The sequence below is a fragment of the Pseudomonas sp. PvP001 genome (genome assembly GCF_040546375.1).
Classification (GTDB): domain Bacteria; phylum Pseudomonadota; class Gammaproteobacteria; order Pseudomonadales; family Pseudomonadaceae; genus Aquipseudomonas; species Aquipseudomonas coleopterorum.
The window spans coordinates 134825-151051 of the sequence record NZ_JBEPNQ010000001.1 but is presented as its reverse complement, the minus strand read 5'-3'; the positions used below and the strand labels follow the sequence as shown (position 1 = coordinate 151051).

At 59.7% G+C, this 16227-nt stretch carries 7 protein-coding genes and 2 pseudogenes; 3 read left to right on the top strand and 6 right to left on the bottom strand.

What is annotated here, in order from left to right; genetic code table 11:
* Positions 1 to 30 precede the first annotated feature (30 nt).
* From ABMD26_RS00680 to ABMD26_RS00660, 5 genes and pseudogenes are all read right to left on the bottom strand, one after another.
* A complete protein-coding gene (locus ABMD26_RS00680) occupies positions 31 to 1020 on the bottom strand; it encodes an ABC transporter substrate-binding protein (protein WP_354306895.1) in 990 nt (329 codons plus the stop codon).
* 50 nt (positions 1021 to 1070) lie between these two features.
* Positions 1071 to 2024, bottom strand: coding sequence for a TonB-dependent receptor (locus ABMD26_RS00675; RefSeq protein WP_354311775.1), 954 nt, complete (start codon positions 2022 to 2024; stop codon positions 1071 to 1073).
* Positions 2025 to 2784: 760 nt separating this feature from the next.
* Positions 2785 to 2976, bottom strand: a pseudogene (locus tag ABMD26_RS00670) (hypothetical protein); the annotation flags it as partial.
* Between the two features lie 218 nt (positions 2977 to 3194).
* Positions 3195 to 3959, bottom strand: coding sequence for an ABC transporter ATP-binding protein (locus ABMD26_RS00665; protein ID WP_354306893.1), 765 nt, complete (start codon positions 3957 to 3959; stop codon positions 3195 to 3197).
* Positions 3956 to 4930 (bottom strand): FecCD family ABC transporter permease, encoded by a 975-nt coding sequence (locus ABMD26_RS00660; protein WP_354306891.1) that lies wholly within the window; start codon positions 4928 to 4930, stop codon positions 3956 to 3958. Before ABMD26_RS00660 ends, ABMD26_RS00665 begins: the two co-directional genes overlap by 4 nt.
* A gap of 448 nt (positions 4931 to 5378) precedes the next feature.
* Between ABMD26_RS00660 and proA the strand changes: the two are divergent.
* Positions 5379 to 11220: pseudogene (gene proA, locus ABMD26_RS00655) on the top strand (anti-phage protein ProA).
* A gap of 1206 nt (positions 11221 to 12426) precedes the next feature.
* On the opposite strand, the gene ABMD26_RS00650 reads toward proA, so the two are convergent.
* Positions 12427 to 13197 (bottom strand): GntR family transcriptional regulator, encoded by a 771-nt coding sequence (locus tag ABMD26_RS00650; protein WP_134722335.1) that lies wholly within the window; start codon positions 13195 to 13197, stop codon positions 12427 to 12429.
* 69 nt (positions 13198 to 13266) lie between these two features.
* On the opposite strand from ABMD26_RS00650, the gene ABMD26_RS00645 reads away from it, so the two are divergent.
* Positions 13267 to 14550: a M20 family metallopeptidase gene (locus ABMD26_RS00645; RefSeq protein ID WP_354306889.1), complete on the top strand. Its 1284-nt coding sequence runs from the start codon at positions 13267 to 13269 to the stop codon at positions 14548 to 14550.
* Between the two features lie 93 nt (positions 14551 to 14643).
* Positions 14644 to 16215 (top strand): ABC transporter substrate-binding protein, encoded by a 1572-nt coding sequence (locus ABMD26_RS00640; RefSeq protein WP_191999577.1) that lies wholly within the window; start codon positions 14644 to 14646, stop codon positions 16213 to 16215.
* The last annotated feature ends 12 nt before the right edge of the window (positions 16216 to 16227 follow it).

The window sequence follows — 16227 nt, the reverse complement described above, 5'->3', positions numbered from 1 at the left end:
CTTCGACCCTCTTGCGTTTTTTGCTGCAGATTACCTTGGTGCCATCCCCTGGAGTATCCGTTGAGCATCGGCATCACTTAGCGGGTAATCGAAGAACTCCCGGTAAAAATCCTGGGTCGTGCGCGCCATATCGACGTCGCTGAACCGCGTCGGGTGCAGTTGCTGCGCAGCCCATTTGATCTGCAGGGCGACTTCGGTGCCATAGCGATCCCAGGGAAACACCCCGGCCGGGTTGCGCAAGACACGCTGATGCTTCACGGCTGTGAGCTGTTGCAGTAAAGACGCCTGTGCCGCCTGATCCAGGCTGCCGGCGCCTGCGGCCAGTATCAGCACATCGGGTTGCCAGGCCAGTACCTGTTCGGCCGACACGATCTGCATGTTTCCCGCAAGGCCCGTTGCAGCATTGCGCCCACCGGCGATGCGTATCCAGTCATCGATCAGCGTGCCACTGCCATCGACCTTCAACGGGTTGATCGAAGCGATGTGCAGCACCTTTGGGCGCTGCGCCATCGGGATCGCCGAGACCTTGTCGCTGACAAGCTTCAATTGCCGATCCAGATACGCGTTGTAAGCCTGCGCGCGACGCCTGGGTTCTTCACCGCCCAGCGCCTGGGCGGTGGCGACCATGGAACGCTGCAAGCCGAGCAGGTCGGTGTACCCCATGCGCATCACGGGCAGGCCGACCTGCTCGTAGGCTACGGATTGGCGGTCACCCACCGAGGTGAAAACCAGATCGACCCGCTGCCCCAGCAGGCCTTCGACATTGAATGTTGTGCCCTCGATGCTCGTGGCGTCGTTCAGGCTGGGCAAGACTTTGAACATCCATTGCTGGCTACGTGGGTGATTGACCGTCGAGACGATCCGCGAGCCTGCTCCCAGGGTCATCAGCAGCACATGGTGGGCGTACCAGGCGTCGGCGATACGCAGCGGCTCGTGAAGAATGCTGACGGTTTTGCCGCTGTCATCGATCACCTGGATGGCAGCAGTCTCGCTCGCATAGGCGCTGAGGCTGCCGAGCAATAAGCAACTCGCGACAGGGCTCGCCCAACCTCCGGGCAGTTTGCGACCCATTAGAGATCCACCTGAATCGAGGCCTGCAACATGCGCGGTGCACCCGCGCTCGCGCTGGCCTGACCGGCGCCGGTGTAGCCGTTCAGGCCGCCGGGGACAATGTTCGTCCAGTAATGCTCGTTGCCGACGTTGGTCATCTCCAGGCGATACACCGTGTCGCGGTTCATCAGCCGGGTGGTGTAGCTGGCGCCGATGTCGAAGGTCTGGTAGCTGCCGACCCAGTGATCGTTGCTGTCATCCACCGGACGCGGACCGACGTACCGGGCATTGAGATTGACGGCAAGGCCTGGCACCTGATCGATACGGTACTCGGTGAGCAGGCTGGCAGTGACGCGCGAAAGGCCGACGATGCGGGTGTCCTCGGTGCTGGCATTGCCGGTTGAGAGCAACTTGGGATCGAGCCAGGTGATGCCGCCATACATCCTCAGATTCTGCGTGACGTTGCCGTCGGCGAGCAATTCAAGGCCACGGTTACGTTGCTCGCCCGCGATGGCGTAGACGTTGTCGGCTTGGGTGTAGGCGAACGGACGCTTGATCTGAAAGGCGGCCAGCGACAGGTTGACGCCACCGACCACCCACTTGCTGCCCAGCTCCCACATGCGGCTGCGGTAGGGCGAGAGAATACTTCCGGCGTTGCTGCTGCCAGCCGTGGCGCTGTCGCCTTGCTGCAGGCTGTCGGCGTAGGTGAGGTAGAGCGTCAGGTCATCGAGCGGCTTGTAGATCAGACTGCTGGCAGTGCTGATGCCCGAGCCTTCGGAGGCGCTATGAACGCCTGCCAGCGTGTAGTTATCGGCGGTCAGGCGGCTCTGGCTGCCGCTGAGCATCAGGCTCCATTGCGGGGTGAAGGTGAGGGTATCGCCGACGATGAACGAGCGCTGTTTGGCGTTGGCCGAGTGATACCGGTCGGTGAAATCGGGGTAGTTCGGCTCGGCGAAATTGGCAGGGTTGCTCAGGCTGGCAGTGCCCAGCGGTCTGGGTGCTGCCAGCTGCGGGGTTGTAGTTGTCCCAGTCGAAGCCGGTGAGGCCGAAGGTCAAATCATGGCGTACCGGCCCGGTGTAGAGGGCACCGTTGAGGTTGGCGAGGTAGCTGTTGATGGTGAAACGGCTGGCCGTCGCGCTCGAAACCGACGTGCGGTAGGTGCCGGCGTTGTTGATCAGGGTGTTGGTCACGCCGGTAGATTCCCGGTCGGCGATCTGCCGCAAGGCGCCGACGTCGAGCTTCCAGTTGCCGTCGAAATCATGTTTGAAGTGCGCGCTGGCGGTGTCGGTGGTGTTGTTGTCGCCCGCGTAGTTCTGGCCCAGATTGCTTTTGGTTGGATCCGGCGCGTGGGGCAGGGTGACGCCGGAGGCGACCGCGAACTTGCCGGGCAGCCCTTTGGCCAGGTAGTTGTAGTGGCTGAAGTTGGTCTCGATGACGCTGTCGTCGCTGATCTCAAAGTCTGTCGCCAGGCTCACCAATTGACGGCGCAACGTGCTGCCCGGCGCGTAGCTGTGCCCCTGTTCGTCGACCAGATTGAGACGATATCTGATCTTGCCTTCAGCATCGAACAGGCCACTGAGGTCGGCGGTCTTGAGCCAGCTCAGGCCAGTGCCGACGCCCAGGGTCACGCGGTTGCGGGTGAAGTCAGTCGGCCGCTTGGACAGCAGGTTGAACGTGCCTGCGGGGTTGGCCGGACCGTAGAGGGATCCCGACAACCCGCTGAGCACTTCAACGCCCTCCAGTTGTTCGGCCGGGTAATCGGTTGTCGAGACCACATTGAGCCCGTCCAGACGACTTTTCTGCACCACGCTGCCTTGCAGACCACGGGTCTGCGGTCGGGCACCGTCGGCCTGCACCGAGGGGAGGTAACGGATGATGTCCTTGAAGCTCTTGAGTTGTTGGCTGTCGATCAGATCGCGGGACATGACGCTGATGGAGTAGGGCGTGTCCTGCAGGCGCCGCTGGCCCATCGGCCCGAGGGTCGCGGACTTTTCCCGTGCTTGCTGGGCGATGGATTCATTGGCATCGACATCGATAGGCGCCAGCGTGATGTCCTCGGCGCGGGCCAGGTGGATCGCGCTGCCCAGCAACAGCGGCGCAAAAGCAAAGCGGGACGAGCGGGACTGTCTCATTGATGAGGGACTCAGCAAGGGATAAAAAAGCGATGACCGTCAGCGTCGATCTGTCTGACGCTGACGTTGTAGAGGCGCTGCATGAGCGCGCTGTCGACCACTTGCGCAGGCGCGCCATCGGCGATCAAACGGCCTTCGTGCAGCACCCAGACGCGATTGGCCGAAGCCTGCGCCTGTTCGGGGCGATGGGTGCTGGAAACAATGGCAAGGCCTTGCTCGGCCAGGCGTTCGAGCAGTGCAAGCAGGCGCAGTTGATGGCCGTAATCCAGGCCCGTGATCGGCTCGTCCAGTACGATCAGCCGGGCGCGCTGCACCAGCGCCCGAGCGATCAGCACCAACTGTCGTTCGCCGCCGGACAGTTCGGTGTAGGTGCGCGCTGATAAATGGGCGATGCCCAGATCGGCCAGGGCCTGCTCGACGTACTCCTCATCGGTGCGGCTCGGGACGCTCATCAGACCGGTACTGGGCAGCCGGCCTTGCGCGACGATGTGCGAAACGCTGAAGGGAAAACCCGGTGTATGGCTTTGCGGCACGTAGGCCAGCTGCCGGGCGATGGTCCGCCGGCTCAGCGCCTTCAAGGGTTGCCCTTGTAAACAGACCTGCCCGGATGCAGGCGCCAAGAGACCCAGCAGGATACGCAGCAAGGTGCTTTTGCCCGCTCCATTGGCGCCCAGCAACGCGATGTTGTCGCCGGGGTTCACGTTGACCGAGATGTCTTCGAGAATCTGCCGCTCGCCGATGCGATACCCCAGCCCTTCGGCCTGCAACAACGTCATAGCCAGCCCCTGCGCACGCGATGCAGCACCAGCACGAAGGCAATGGCACCGAACAGTTCGGTGATGATTCCCAGCGGAATTTCACCCGCCGACAGGCTGCGCGCGACGCCATCCGCCGCCAGCAGAAAGGCACCTCCCAGACAGGCGCTGACCGGTAGCAGTCGCGCGTTGCCCGGACCCACCAGCAGGCGCGCAAGATGCGGCACCAGCAGGCCGATCCAGCCGACCATGCCGGCCAGGCTCACCGTCAGAGCACAAATCAACGTGGCCAGCACGATCACGCCGTAGCGAATGCGCTGCACCGGCACGCCGAGGCTCAGGGCCTCGTCATCACTCAGGGACAGAGCATCGATCGCGCGCCCCGCCAGACACAGCAGGACAATCGCTACCGTCAGCATGGGCCCGATGATCAGCAGTGTGCTGCGGTCCACTGCGCTGAGACTGCCAAGCAGCCAGTAGACGATGCTTGGCAGTTGATCGACTGGGTCAGCCAGGTATTGGGTGATCGACAGCAATGACGTGAACAGCGCATTGGCGACGATCCCGCCCAGCACCAACAGCAGGATCGACGTCGTCTGAAACTGGTGGGCAATGCCGACCCCGACCGCGACGGCAATCAAGCCGGTGACACACGACAGCACGGCAATCGGCAGCGCCTGCCAATGACAGATGATCCCCAGCGCCGCGCCGAACGCACAGCCGCTGAGCACCCCCAGCAACCCCGGCGATACCAGTGGATTGCGGAACACCGCCTGATAGGCCGCTCCGGAAACCGAAAGCCCGGCCCCTACCAGCATTCCGGCAAACATGCGCGGTGCGCGAGCATCGATCAGCAGGCTGTGGATCAACCGATAACGCTCGGCAGGCATGTCGCCCACGCCGCATAGGGTCGCCAGGAAATGGAGCAGTTCAAGGGGTGAAATCGCATAGCGGCCGAGCAGCAGAGACAGCAGGACGGTGACTATCAGCAAAAGGAAACTGAGCAGGGGAAGCGGAAGGCGCGCTGGAACGGGCATCGGGGGCTCGGATTTGGGTATATAGGTAACTATACAGCGGTATGGTGAGCTGCTCTACGTGGCGGGTTGCCACGTGGAGATCTTCATAATTGACCTGAAATGAGCGGCGGCACCGACTTACCGGTTGCTCATCGAGCCGAAGAAAGCTATGTCCGCTCGTGGGGGGCCAAGCAGGGATTCTGTGCTGAACTGCGGGAGTCCGAAGCGAGATCATAGGTAGGCGAGGGCGGGCCTCAAACGCAGCTGCGCCTGCTCGCAAAAGCACGGCCTCTCAACTTTAATAATGCATCAACCCGTCTGGTTCACTGATAAACAAATTCCCAACCGTCGATTACTAATGGACTATAGGCGCCATTTGCGGCCTTTTCAGGAGGCCAGCACTTGCAGCAGCAGGAGCCCGTGAATGAACATCAAGATTGAGGCGCTGATTGCCCGTAAAATCGGCTTCGCCTCACACCAGAATGCGGTACCGCTCGTACGCGAGTTGAGCATCTGGAACCAAGAAGAGACGACCCTAGAAAACCTCACCCTGACTTTGAGTACCGACCCGGACTTCGTCGAAAGCCGAACTTGGAATATTGACCGTATCCATGCGGGTGATCGACTCAGCATTTCCGAACGCGACATCAAGCTCAATGCAGGCTACCTATCTGGGCTTAGCGAAAGCCTGACCGCTGATGTCGTAATGCGTCTGGTTCAAGGTGAGAGCCTACTCCTCGAACAGCGCTTCCCAACAGAATTGCTGGCTCGAACAGAGTGGGGCGGTTTGAGCGCCATGCCTGAGCTGCTGGCTGCTTTCTGCATGCCCAATGACCCAGCGGTAGACCGTGTGCTCAAAGCCGCTTCGCAAGTGTTGCGCCGGGCAGGCAAGAAAGATGGCATTGACGGCTATGAAAGCAAATCACGCAGCCGTACTTGGGAACTGGCCTCTGCCATCTGGTCAGGGGTTTGCAGCTTTCAATTGAGCTACGCATTGCCTCCGGCCAGCTTCGAGCATCAGGGCCAGAAGATCAGGCCCCCGAGTGTCGTGCTGGAAAACGGTGTTGCAACGTGTCTCGACACCGCCTTGTTGTTCGCAGCGGCGCTAGAGCAGGCCGGACTAAACGCTTTGCTTCTGATGACAAAAGGGCATGCATTCGCTGGCGTCTGGTTACAGCCTCAAGAGTTTTCGCAACTGCTGACCGACGAGGCCTCGGCAGTGCGCAAGCGTCTTGATTTGAAGGAGATGGTGGTTTTCGAGACCACTTTGGCGACACAAGCGCATCCGCCTAGCTTCAGCCAGGCAGTCGCAGCGGCCGAACGGCAGCTCGATGATGAGCAGTTCATTATGGCCATCGACGTACATCGTGCCCGCATGCAGAAGATACGCCCAATGGCGCTGGTGTCTGCGGTCGAGGTGGTCGACTCGACCTCCGACGCGTTGTCCGCTGCTCAAGGGCTAGAAGATGCTCCGCAGCTTCCAGGGTTCGATATCGAAATCAACGAAGGAAGCGACGGTCCAGCCGGCAAGCTTACGCTTTGGCAGCGCAAATTACTTGATCTCACCACTCGCAATCGCCTGCTGCACCTACCAGATAGCGCCAAGGGTGTTCGTCTTCTTTGCCCGGACCCAGCCGCTCTTGAGGATCTTCTCTCCAGTGGCGGGCGCATTCGCGTGGTGCCAGTACCTGACCTGAAAAGCAGTGGCCGTGATGTCGCTCTCTATGAGCAGCGAAACAACGAAAGCCTGGTTGATGAAGTCGCTCGCCAGGCACTTGCGCGTGGCGAAGTCCTAGCGAATCTGGAAAAGGTCAAGCTTGAAGCGACGCTCATCGATCTGTTTCGCAAAGCGCGCAGCGATTTGGAGGAGGGCGGGGCAAACACCCTGTTCTTGGCCATCGGTTTCCTAAAGTGGAAGAAAAGCGCAGACGACGTAAAAGCGTACTCAGCCCCACTGATCTTGCTGCCGGTAAAGCTTGAGCGCAAAAGCGCTTTGTCCGGAGTGACACTGAGCCTGCTCGATGAGGAGCCACGTTTCAACCTCACGCTGCTTGAACTGCTACGTCATGATTTTGAGCTGGTGATCCCTGGGCTCGATGGCGAACTACCGAATGATGAAAGCGGCATCGATGTGACCGGCATCTGGAACATGGTGCGGCGAGCAGTACGCGATGTGCCCGGGTTTGAGGTGAGCACCGAGCTGGTTCTGGGCACATTCTCCTTTGCCAAATATTTGATGTGGAAAGACCTGAACGCCAACGCGGCGCAGTTGCTGCAAAGCCCTCTGGTCAAGCACCTCTTGGAGCCAAATGAAGCAGGTCAGAGCTTTTCCTGTTCAGACGACTTCCCACGGCCCGAGCGACTGGATTCATCTGTCACTCCCGCACAACTGTTCGCACCACTGCCTGCCGACTCGTCGCAGCTATCAGCCGTAGTTGCTTCTGCCAGTACTCATAGCTTTGTAATGGATGGTCCACCTGGCACCGGGAAATCGCAGACCATTGCTAATATGATTGCGCACAACCTAGCCTTGGGCCGTCGCGTGCTCTTCGTTGCTGAAAAGCGTGCGGCCCTGGATGTGGTTTATCGCCGACTGGCTGAAAAAGGACTGGGCGAGTTCTGCTTGGAGCTGCATTCAAGCAAGGCGTCGAAGGTTGAAGTGCTCAAACAGCTGGATCGTGCGTGGCACGTGAGCGACGCATTGAGCCCCCAAGAGTGGGAGCATGAAGCTGCGCGGTTGCAAACCCTTCGTTCACGACTGAACCAGTTGGTTGACGTCCTGCACCGCCGTTGGGATAACGGCCTTTCCCTGCACCAAGCGATTGGTCGTGTAATCCGCGACCACAGCCTACAGACACCGAAGCTGAGCTGGGCCCCGACCACACGGCACGATGCTGCCGAGTATGGAAATTTACTCGATATCTCCCGGCGGCTTGGCTTAAACGGCAACGCCGCTCGTGATCTGTCAGGCAGATTTGGTGCTCTGTCGCAGACCCAATGGTCGAACGCCTGGCAGTCAGAGATCGCCAAGGCCTCACGTGAATTGCCGCAGGCGCTTGATGCGTTGAACGCCGCAAGCGAGAAGCTCCTTGGGCTGACGCACCTGTCGTTGCCTGTAGCCGAGGTGGTTCAGATCCAGCAGTTATGTGATTTGGTCACTCTGGTCGTGGAGTCCCATGGGCAGAACCTTTCCTTCGCATTTGCGCCCGATGCTGTGACGCGTATCGAATCCGCGCGACGGGCGTGTCAGTTGATCGAGAGCTACAGGGAGCTTGAGGAACGGCTCTCACTGGATTACGCCGATGAAGCGTGCCGCCGTGTCCCGTTCGAACAATTGCGCAGTGACTGGCAATCGGCTGAGGGTAAGTTCTGGTTCCTGGCAACGTTCGCCCAGAAAAAGGTTGCGAAGAAGTTAGCCACATTGGGTGGTGCAGCGGGTCTTCCAGATACCCTGGCCGATCTCGCTACTTTCGAGCGCCTTCATGCTCAGCTAACCGAGTTGGATGGGTTGGCAGGCGATATGCAGTCGATTCCAGGCTGGCAAGGTCTGACGAGCGACAGCGCCCGCACACTGCGCGCTGTCATATTGGCTGAAAATCTGCGCGGGCTGCTGAGTGCTCACGCCGAATCACCCGACCACCTGGTTTCCTTGCGCGGCTCAGTCGCGCGTCTTGTCATCGATGCGAATGAAATGCTGGCGCCAACTGGGCAAATCGCTGCTGCGCTGACGGTCTTGCAACAAGCCTTATCGCGATATGACGATGCAGCACGACTATTTGCGGGACTGGCTGGAAACAGCACCGGTACGCATCCGTCCGTTGCTGCACTGCGGGCTACCACGCTCTCCATTCAGCAACAGGAAGAACAGCTAAAAGCATGGTGCGATTGGTGCCGAGTCCGCGAGCAGGCTACCGAGGCTGGGCTCATCAGTCTGGCTCACGCTCTGGAAGCAGGACGTCTGTTGCCAACCACAACTGAAGACACATTCGTCACTGCCTACGCCCATTGGTTTGCGACCCATGGCATCGACAGTGAACCGCTTCTCAGAAACTTCGTCGCTGCCGAACACATGAGTGATATCGGGGCAATTCGTTCGTCTGGACGATGAACTGGCGAAATTAACCGTGCGATACATCCGGGCGAAGCTCTGCGGGCTTATCCCGTCCAAGAACGACATCCCCAAGAGCAGCGGCTTCGCGATTCTCAAACACGAATTGCAAAAGTCTCGTCGGCACAAACCGGTCCGGCAGTTGGCGATTGAGATGGGCGATGCGTTGAACCGCCTGGCTCCGTGCATGCTCATGAGCCCGCTGTCCATTGCGCAGTTCCTACCTGCCGATCAGCCTCCATTTGACTTGGTCATCTTCGACGAGGCTTCGCAGATCGCTCCATGGGACGCCATTGGCTCCATTGCTCGAGGCAAGCAAGTGGTAATCGCAGGTGACCCGCGTCAGATGCCACCGACCAACTTCTTCAGCCGTGGTCCAAACGCGGGGGACGATGCTACCGCCGAAGACATGGAAAGCATCCTGGATGAATGCTTGGGGGCAGGGGTGCCAAGCCACAGCCTGAGCTGGCACTACCGAAGCCGTCATGAAAGCCTGATCGCGTTCTCCAACCATCGTTACTACGATAGCAACCTGATTACCTTCCCAGCGGCGGAGACCCGTGCAAGCGCTGTCGAGTGGCGCAAGGTTGAAGGTGTCTATGCGAAAGGGAAAGGCCGCTACAACCAAGCTGAGGCTGAAGCCATCGTCATGGAGACGGTAAAGCGTCTGACCGATCCTGCGTTCGTCGCTGCCGGCCACTCAATCGGGATCATCACGCTTAACTCTGACCAGCAAAAGCTGGTCAACGATTTGCTGGATACCGCACGCAAGCAGTACCCAGAAATCGAGCCGTTTTTCCAAGATACACAGACCGAACCTGTAGTCGTGAAGAACCTGGAAACGGTCCAGGGCGATGAGCGCGATTTGATCATGCTCGGGATAGGTTATGGACCTACGGAGCCGGGCGCGCCGGTCATGTCCATGAACTTCGGCCAGCTCAACAAGGACGGTGGATGGCGCAGGTTGAACGTCGCCATCACCCGGTCTCGGCGAGAGATGCTCGTTTTCACATCCTTCGATCCGTCGATGATCGATCTGAACCGGACCAACGCTCGCGCCGTCCGCGACTTGAAGCACTTCATCGAATTCGCTCAGCGCGGCCCGAGGGCACTGGCCGAGGCGATACAAGGCTCGGTAGGCGGCTACGACTCGCCGTTCGAGGAGGCTGTCGCCCAGGGTCTCCGACGTCTTGGCTGGCAGGTAGTGCCACAAATTGGCGTATCGCGTTTCCGCATCGATCTGGGAATTGTTCACCCTGATAGGCCGGGTGATTACTTGGCAGGCGTTGAATGCGATGGCGCCACATATCACAGCGCTGCCACTGCTCGGGACCGAGACAAAGTTCGCGCGGCGATTCTCAAAGGCTTGGGATGGAATCTACTGCGCTTGTGGTCGACGGAATGGTGGGTGAACAAGGAAGGCGCTCTACAGAAGCTGCACGCAGCCCTCAATGACCTACTGGATCAATCCCGGCTGGCAGTTGCGCCAATTCAGGCGGATGACGTGGTAGCTCCAACGGTCGTGATCGACTTCGCCGTGGAGCCAGAGATGGACGAGGTTGTAGAAGTCTCCACTGAATCCCCGGTCGCTCTCAGTAATGAGCACTCATTGGAGGTCGGAGAGGCTCGAATCGCTCGCGACTGTAGCGCCCAAGCTGCTGCCGGACGACAGGGTGAATATCGAGTGGCTGATCTTTCGGCACTCGCCTCATTGATCGAAGCCGAGCGGTTTCACGTACCTGAATACACCCCCGTGCTACAACAGATCATCGAAGAGGTGCTTCGCCAGGAGGCGCCAATCCTCGACACGCTATTGGTTCAACGTGTCGCACGTGCACATGGCTTCCAACGATCGGGTCGACTGATTAGAGATCGCGTGTTGGAGCTGGCTGATCAGCATTATCACGTCCAGCAGGCGGGCTTTGGAGAGGTATTTATCTGGCAAGCTTACGGCGATGTGATGGCGTGGTCGACATACCGTGTTCCCGTATCGGCCAACGATGCACGTTCGATTGAAGAAATTGCCGCAGAGGAGCTGCGCATCGCTGCGAGCATCATTGATGCGGCAGACCCTGCATTAGAAGTTGCGCGGCTGCTTGGGGTCAAACGGCTCACTGGGGCTGCGCGTCAGCGTATAGAGCGAATTCTGAATGCGTGACCAGAGGCGCTCCATGAGCAACAACGGTTAGCAGGAGAGCCTGGGGGAAAACCCCGCGACGACCAGCAGTCAATCACCAGGTGATCTGGGCATCGAGTAGCTGGTTCACCGTTTGTGCCGGCGGTGCGGGTCGTAATCGTACGAGCCCAAAACTGTCACTACCACAGTGCCGGGCGAAAATCAGAGGCGCGATCAACCTAGACCATGACGCTCATGTCCTCGGGAGTGGTGTAACTGAACCAACCGAGGGCGCCGAGCGGACTAACGAAGATAGCCATCGTGGTTCTTGTGGAGGGGGTGTGGCCTGAGGTGGGCAAGGATGGTTAATACCTGATTTAACATAATATACATTATGCGTAACGTTATGATGCGCGATTCGGGTGGCAGGGTTGCCTTTGGTCTCCCGGCGTCGGTCCTTCATCAGACGATCCTGATCCTCTGGTACCCACACTCTCATAAGCATCAATCTCGAGTACTCATCGCCCTCTGTGCCGACCGATTCGTGGGAGCATCTGCTCAGCCTCTGTCCATCCCACGTCAAGCGCTTGGGACCTGCGTAGCGTCAAGTACGTTTCTAAAGCTGTTAATCATCCTCGTCAAGATTCACGTCTTGCAGCCGCAGCGCTAAAGCTGCCCGTTGGCTGGCCAGTCAATCGTAAATCTGGGCGAGATCTCCGATAACTCAAAACCCAATCAATCCACAAACCTGTCCAACCTATTAGGAGTATGCGGTCAGCTATCGGATTCAGATCTCCGATCCATTGGAGTTCTCATACCGAAATTGCCTGTATCGGACCTGTAGGTTGCCGACAGCGCAAGCACGGCATCTTCAACCAGTTGTCGTCGTATTCCATGTCGCTACCTACTCATGCCACATTGACCGGAAATCGGGTTCTGCGTTGCTGGCGAGCCATTCCCGGCGGCAGAGCTCGTATTTCTCAACCAGCACAGCGTAGCCATCAACCAATACGCGCTTCCACTGGCAAAACTTACAGCTTGACGACGCGAATCAAGCGTACCTGGGCAACGCGTGAGTGACGCCCTCAAAGTGAAGCGAAAACCCCCTATTTCCGCTGAAACTCCTCCGAAAGCCACGATAACTCTACTAAATAAGCATTTAGTAGAGTTACTAATGAAGCCTATCCACGAACACCACCCGCCTGCCCCGAAATCACATGCGCGGCACGCTCGTCTTTAACGGCATGGTCACCGAATCTCGTTCACATACATGAAGTGCTCCGTACTCGCGCGCTGGTGCGTGATCATCACTGGCGTTGCCGTCTGGTCGAAGGATATGGCGTCGATGATCATCACGGCATGGGGAGCCTCCAGCTTCAGCAGCTTGCAGTCCTCAGCCGTGGCCAGGCCGGCGGTCAGCTGTTCGCGCACCGCCGCTACGCGTATGCCGTAGTGTTCGAGCAAGTGGCGATACAAGAGTTCGGGAAAGGCGTCCGGCCCGGGGAAGTCCGGGACTTTGCTTGCCACTACCGTGAAATGTTCGTGCATGGCGGCGACGCCGGCGATGGTACGCAGTCGATGCAGGCGGTAAACGGGGCTGGCAGGATCGATGAGCAGTTTGTCGGCCTCCTCCGCCGTGGCCTTGCCCGTCTGGTAGTCGAGCAAGGAGGTGCTGGATTTCAGCAGTGCGCCTTCCTTGTTGTGCAGCCGGAAGTACTGGAAGAAATAGCGCAGGTTGTGCAACGGCGCCCAGCCGGTGACGACGGTGCCGGTCTTGCGGCGGCGCATCAGCATGCCTTCTGTCACCAGTTCAGCCAGTGCGCGACGCACGGTGCCTACCGATACGCCGAAGTCTGCGGCCAACGCGTTCTCACTGGGGATCACCGTGCCACTGGCCCACTCCCCTAGCAGGATCGCCTCTGAGACCCGCCGCTTCACCACTTCATAAAGAGGTGCGCTGTCCTGTTCGCTCAGTCGGGCAAAGCTGGCGTCGGCAGCCGGTGCGTTGCTGTTGGTCATCGTTTTTCCTTGACGGGCCATGCGGTGGTGTTTAACTATAAACTATATAGAAATACGGCGAGACTCAAAATGACGATGAATGCGGCACTTGAGCAGGCACTTGAATCGATCGAAACGGATCATGATGGGCTGATCGACGATCTGCAACGCATGATCGTGGTCGATACCTGCTTCCCGCCCGGCGCAGGCTACGGCGCCTTCGCCGACTTGATGGAAACCCTGACTGCGCCGCTTGGCTTGCAGGCGACACGGGTCTCGGTGCCCGAGGCGCTGTGGCAGACCCGCAGCGGCGAGGCCCATGGCGAACGCATCAATCTGATCGCCCGGCATCCCGGAAATCAGGAGGTCTGCAGTCTGTATTTTCATGTCGACACGGTGCCGGCCGGTGACGGCTGGAACCACCCTCCTCTGCAGTTGACCGAAGCTGACGGCAAGCTGATCGGGCGCGGCACGGCCGATATGAAAGGCAGCATCGCCGCCACCTTGAGTGCCTTGCGTGCGGCGGCACGTTTCGACCTGCCGCTGCGCTACTGCCCTTCCCTGCTGTTGTGTACCGATGAAGAAGGCGGTCTTTATCCTGGTATCCGCTACCTGGCCGAACGACGACTGGTCGAGGGCCATATCCTGAGTTTCAACGGCGGTGCAGCGCCGAGGATCTGGGCTGGGTGCTTTGGCAGTGTCGACCTGAAGATCACGGTCAAGGGCCGCTCTTCGCACTCCGGTGAACCGGTCGATGCCATCAATGCCATCGAGGAAAGCCTGCCCCTGCTGAACGCCTTGTACGCACTCAAGCAGCAGGTAGAACAGCGTGCATGGCCGATGCCGGCGCCGCCCCATTACAACGGTGCACCCCTGATCTCGCGAATGACCTTGGCCGCGGCCCATGGCGGTAGCAAAGGCTCTACCGTTCCAGCGCAGTTCGAGGTGCTGATAAACCGTCGCTACGCACCGCAAGAGCCCTTCGATCAGGTGCTGGCCGAACTGCACCATTGCATCGACGCCGCCATGGCCGGAAGCGCGGCACTTGCGGTGGAAGCTGAAGTGATCGGCCATCTTGCGCCGGTTGCGGACCCGACCGGTCCTCATTGGCCGCGCTGGCAAGCCGCCTTGGGCGTGGGTTTCGGTTTCACCGCCGAGCAGTTTCAGTGCTATGGCTCCAGCAGCAGCTCGGATATGGGCTGGGTGCAACAGGCCGGTATCCAGGAGATTTTGTTGGGCGGCCTGATCCGCCCGCACAGTCGCATTCACGCCAGCGACGAATACACGACCCGCGAAGATCTGGTCGCCCTGGCCAAGTCGATCCTGGTCTACCTGGCTGCAGACTTCACCCCTGAGACCGCCGCAACAGGCTAACCCCAAGCGACCACCGAAGACTGGCATCAAGATCGGTCATCGGCACTTTTTACCTAGCTGCCCCATCATCTCTTTGCTAAGTGAATTATCGCCATGACTACCGTTTTCCGGCTCAACCGTCGCCGCTTTCTTGCAACCACGGCCATCGTCACCGGCGCTGCCATGCTGCCGTTCTCCAGCACATTGTGGGCCGCTGGCGCCGCGCGCAAAGGCGGCACACTGCGCATCAGCGTCGACCAGGCGGTGGGCATGCTCAATCCGCTGCTGGCTCGTGTCAATCCCGAGTACCTGCTCAGCGAGCTTCTGTACAACGGGCTTACACGCCTGAGTCACGACATGCAGGCCGAGCCCGATCTGGCCACGTCCTGGAGCCACAACGAAGCGCTGACCGAGTGGACCTTCAGCCTGCGCGACAACCTGCTTTTCCACGACGGCAGCCGCTGCACATCCAGGGATGTCGTGGCCAGCCTGCAGGCGATCCTCGATCCCAAGACCGCTTCGCCCGGCCTGCGCAACATCGGCCCGATCAAGTCCGTGGAAGCGATCGACGAGCTGCACGTCAAGCTGACCACCACCATGCCCTACGCAGACCTGCCCATCAGCCTGGCCTACCCGGACGCCAAGATCGTGCCCGCGGCGATCGTCCAGGGGGATATGGCCCGCCTGACGCGCGAAGCCGTGGGCACAGGGCCGTTCAAGCTGACCTCGTTCGAGCCCGAGCGGCTGGTCGTAGTCACTCGCAACGAACAGTTCCACGACCCCGAACGTCCGTTTCTGGATCGCGTCGAAATCCGTGTCTATCCCGATCCGACTGCGGAGAGTTCTGCGCTGATGTCCGGCGACATCGATCTCATGCTGTCAGCCCAGGCCACCGAGTTCAGCCGCCTTGGCCAAGCCAGCGGCGTGACCGGACTGCGCGCACCTTCCGGGCAGTTCCTCAACATCAACATGGCCTGCGACCAGAAGCCGTTCAACGACGTACGGGTGCGCCAGGCGCTGTCACTCTGTGTCGATCGGGCGGCACTGGTGGACTTCGTGGCGGAAGGCTTCGGCACGCCGGGCAACGATACACCGCTCAATGCCGCTTACCGTTACCACGCCGATATCGAACTGCGTCAGGCCGATATCGCCAAGGCCAGGCAGCTGTTGGCCGACGCCGGCTATCCCGATGGCCTGGACATCACCTTGGTGGCCTCCGATAAGCCCTCTACGCGCACCCAGCTGGGCATCGCCGTACGGGAAATGGCCAAGCCAGCCGGGTTCAATATCAAGGTCGAGACCATGGCCAACAGTACCTACCTGGATCAGGTCTGGAAGAAGGGCAACTTCTACGTCGGTTTCTACAACATGCAACCTTCGGCCGACGCGGTGTTTTCTCTGCTCTACACCTCGGACGCTGCCTGGAACGAAACGCGCTGGAACAACAGCGAATTCGATGCCGCCGTGGCCGCTGCACGGGGCACGGACGATCCGGTCAAGCGTGCGGCGTTATACGGCACGGCCCAGCGCCTGATGCACGAGCAGGTGCCATCGCTGATCCCGACCTTCTTCGATGTACTGGCGGCCCAGCGCAACTATGTTCAAGGCTATCGATTGCACCCTCGCGGCGCGGTGTTTCGCCTGGACCAGGCCTGGTTGGATGAAGGCGCCCCGAAGCGCGGATGAATCGAGGGTAAT

Coding starts and splice junctions, on each gene's coding strand:
- ABMD26_RS00665 (WP_354306893.1), bottom strand. CDS start 3,959: ATGACGTTGTTGCAGGCCGAAGGGCTGGGGTATCGCATCGGCGAGCGG.
- ABMD26_RS00650 (WP_134722335.1), bottom strand. CDS start 13,197: ATGACCAACAGCAACGCACCGGCTGCCGACGCCAGCTTTGCCCGACTG.
- ABMD26_RS00645 (WP_354306889.1), top strand. CDS start 13,267: ATGACGATGAATGCGGCACTTGAGCAGGCACTTGAATCGATCGAAACG.
- ABMD26_RS00640 (WP_191999577.1), top strand. CDS start 14,644: ATGACTACCGTTTTCCGGCTCAACCGTCGCCGCTTTCTTGCAACCACG.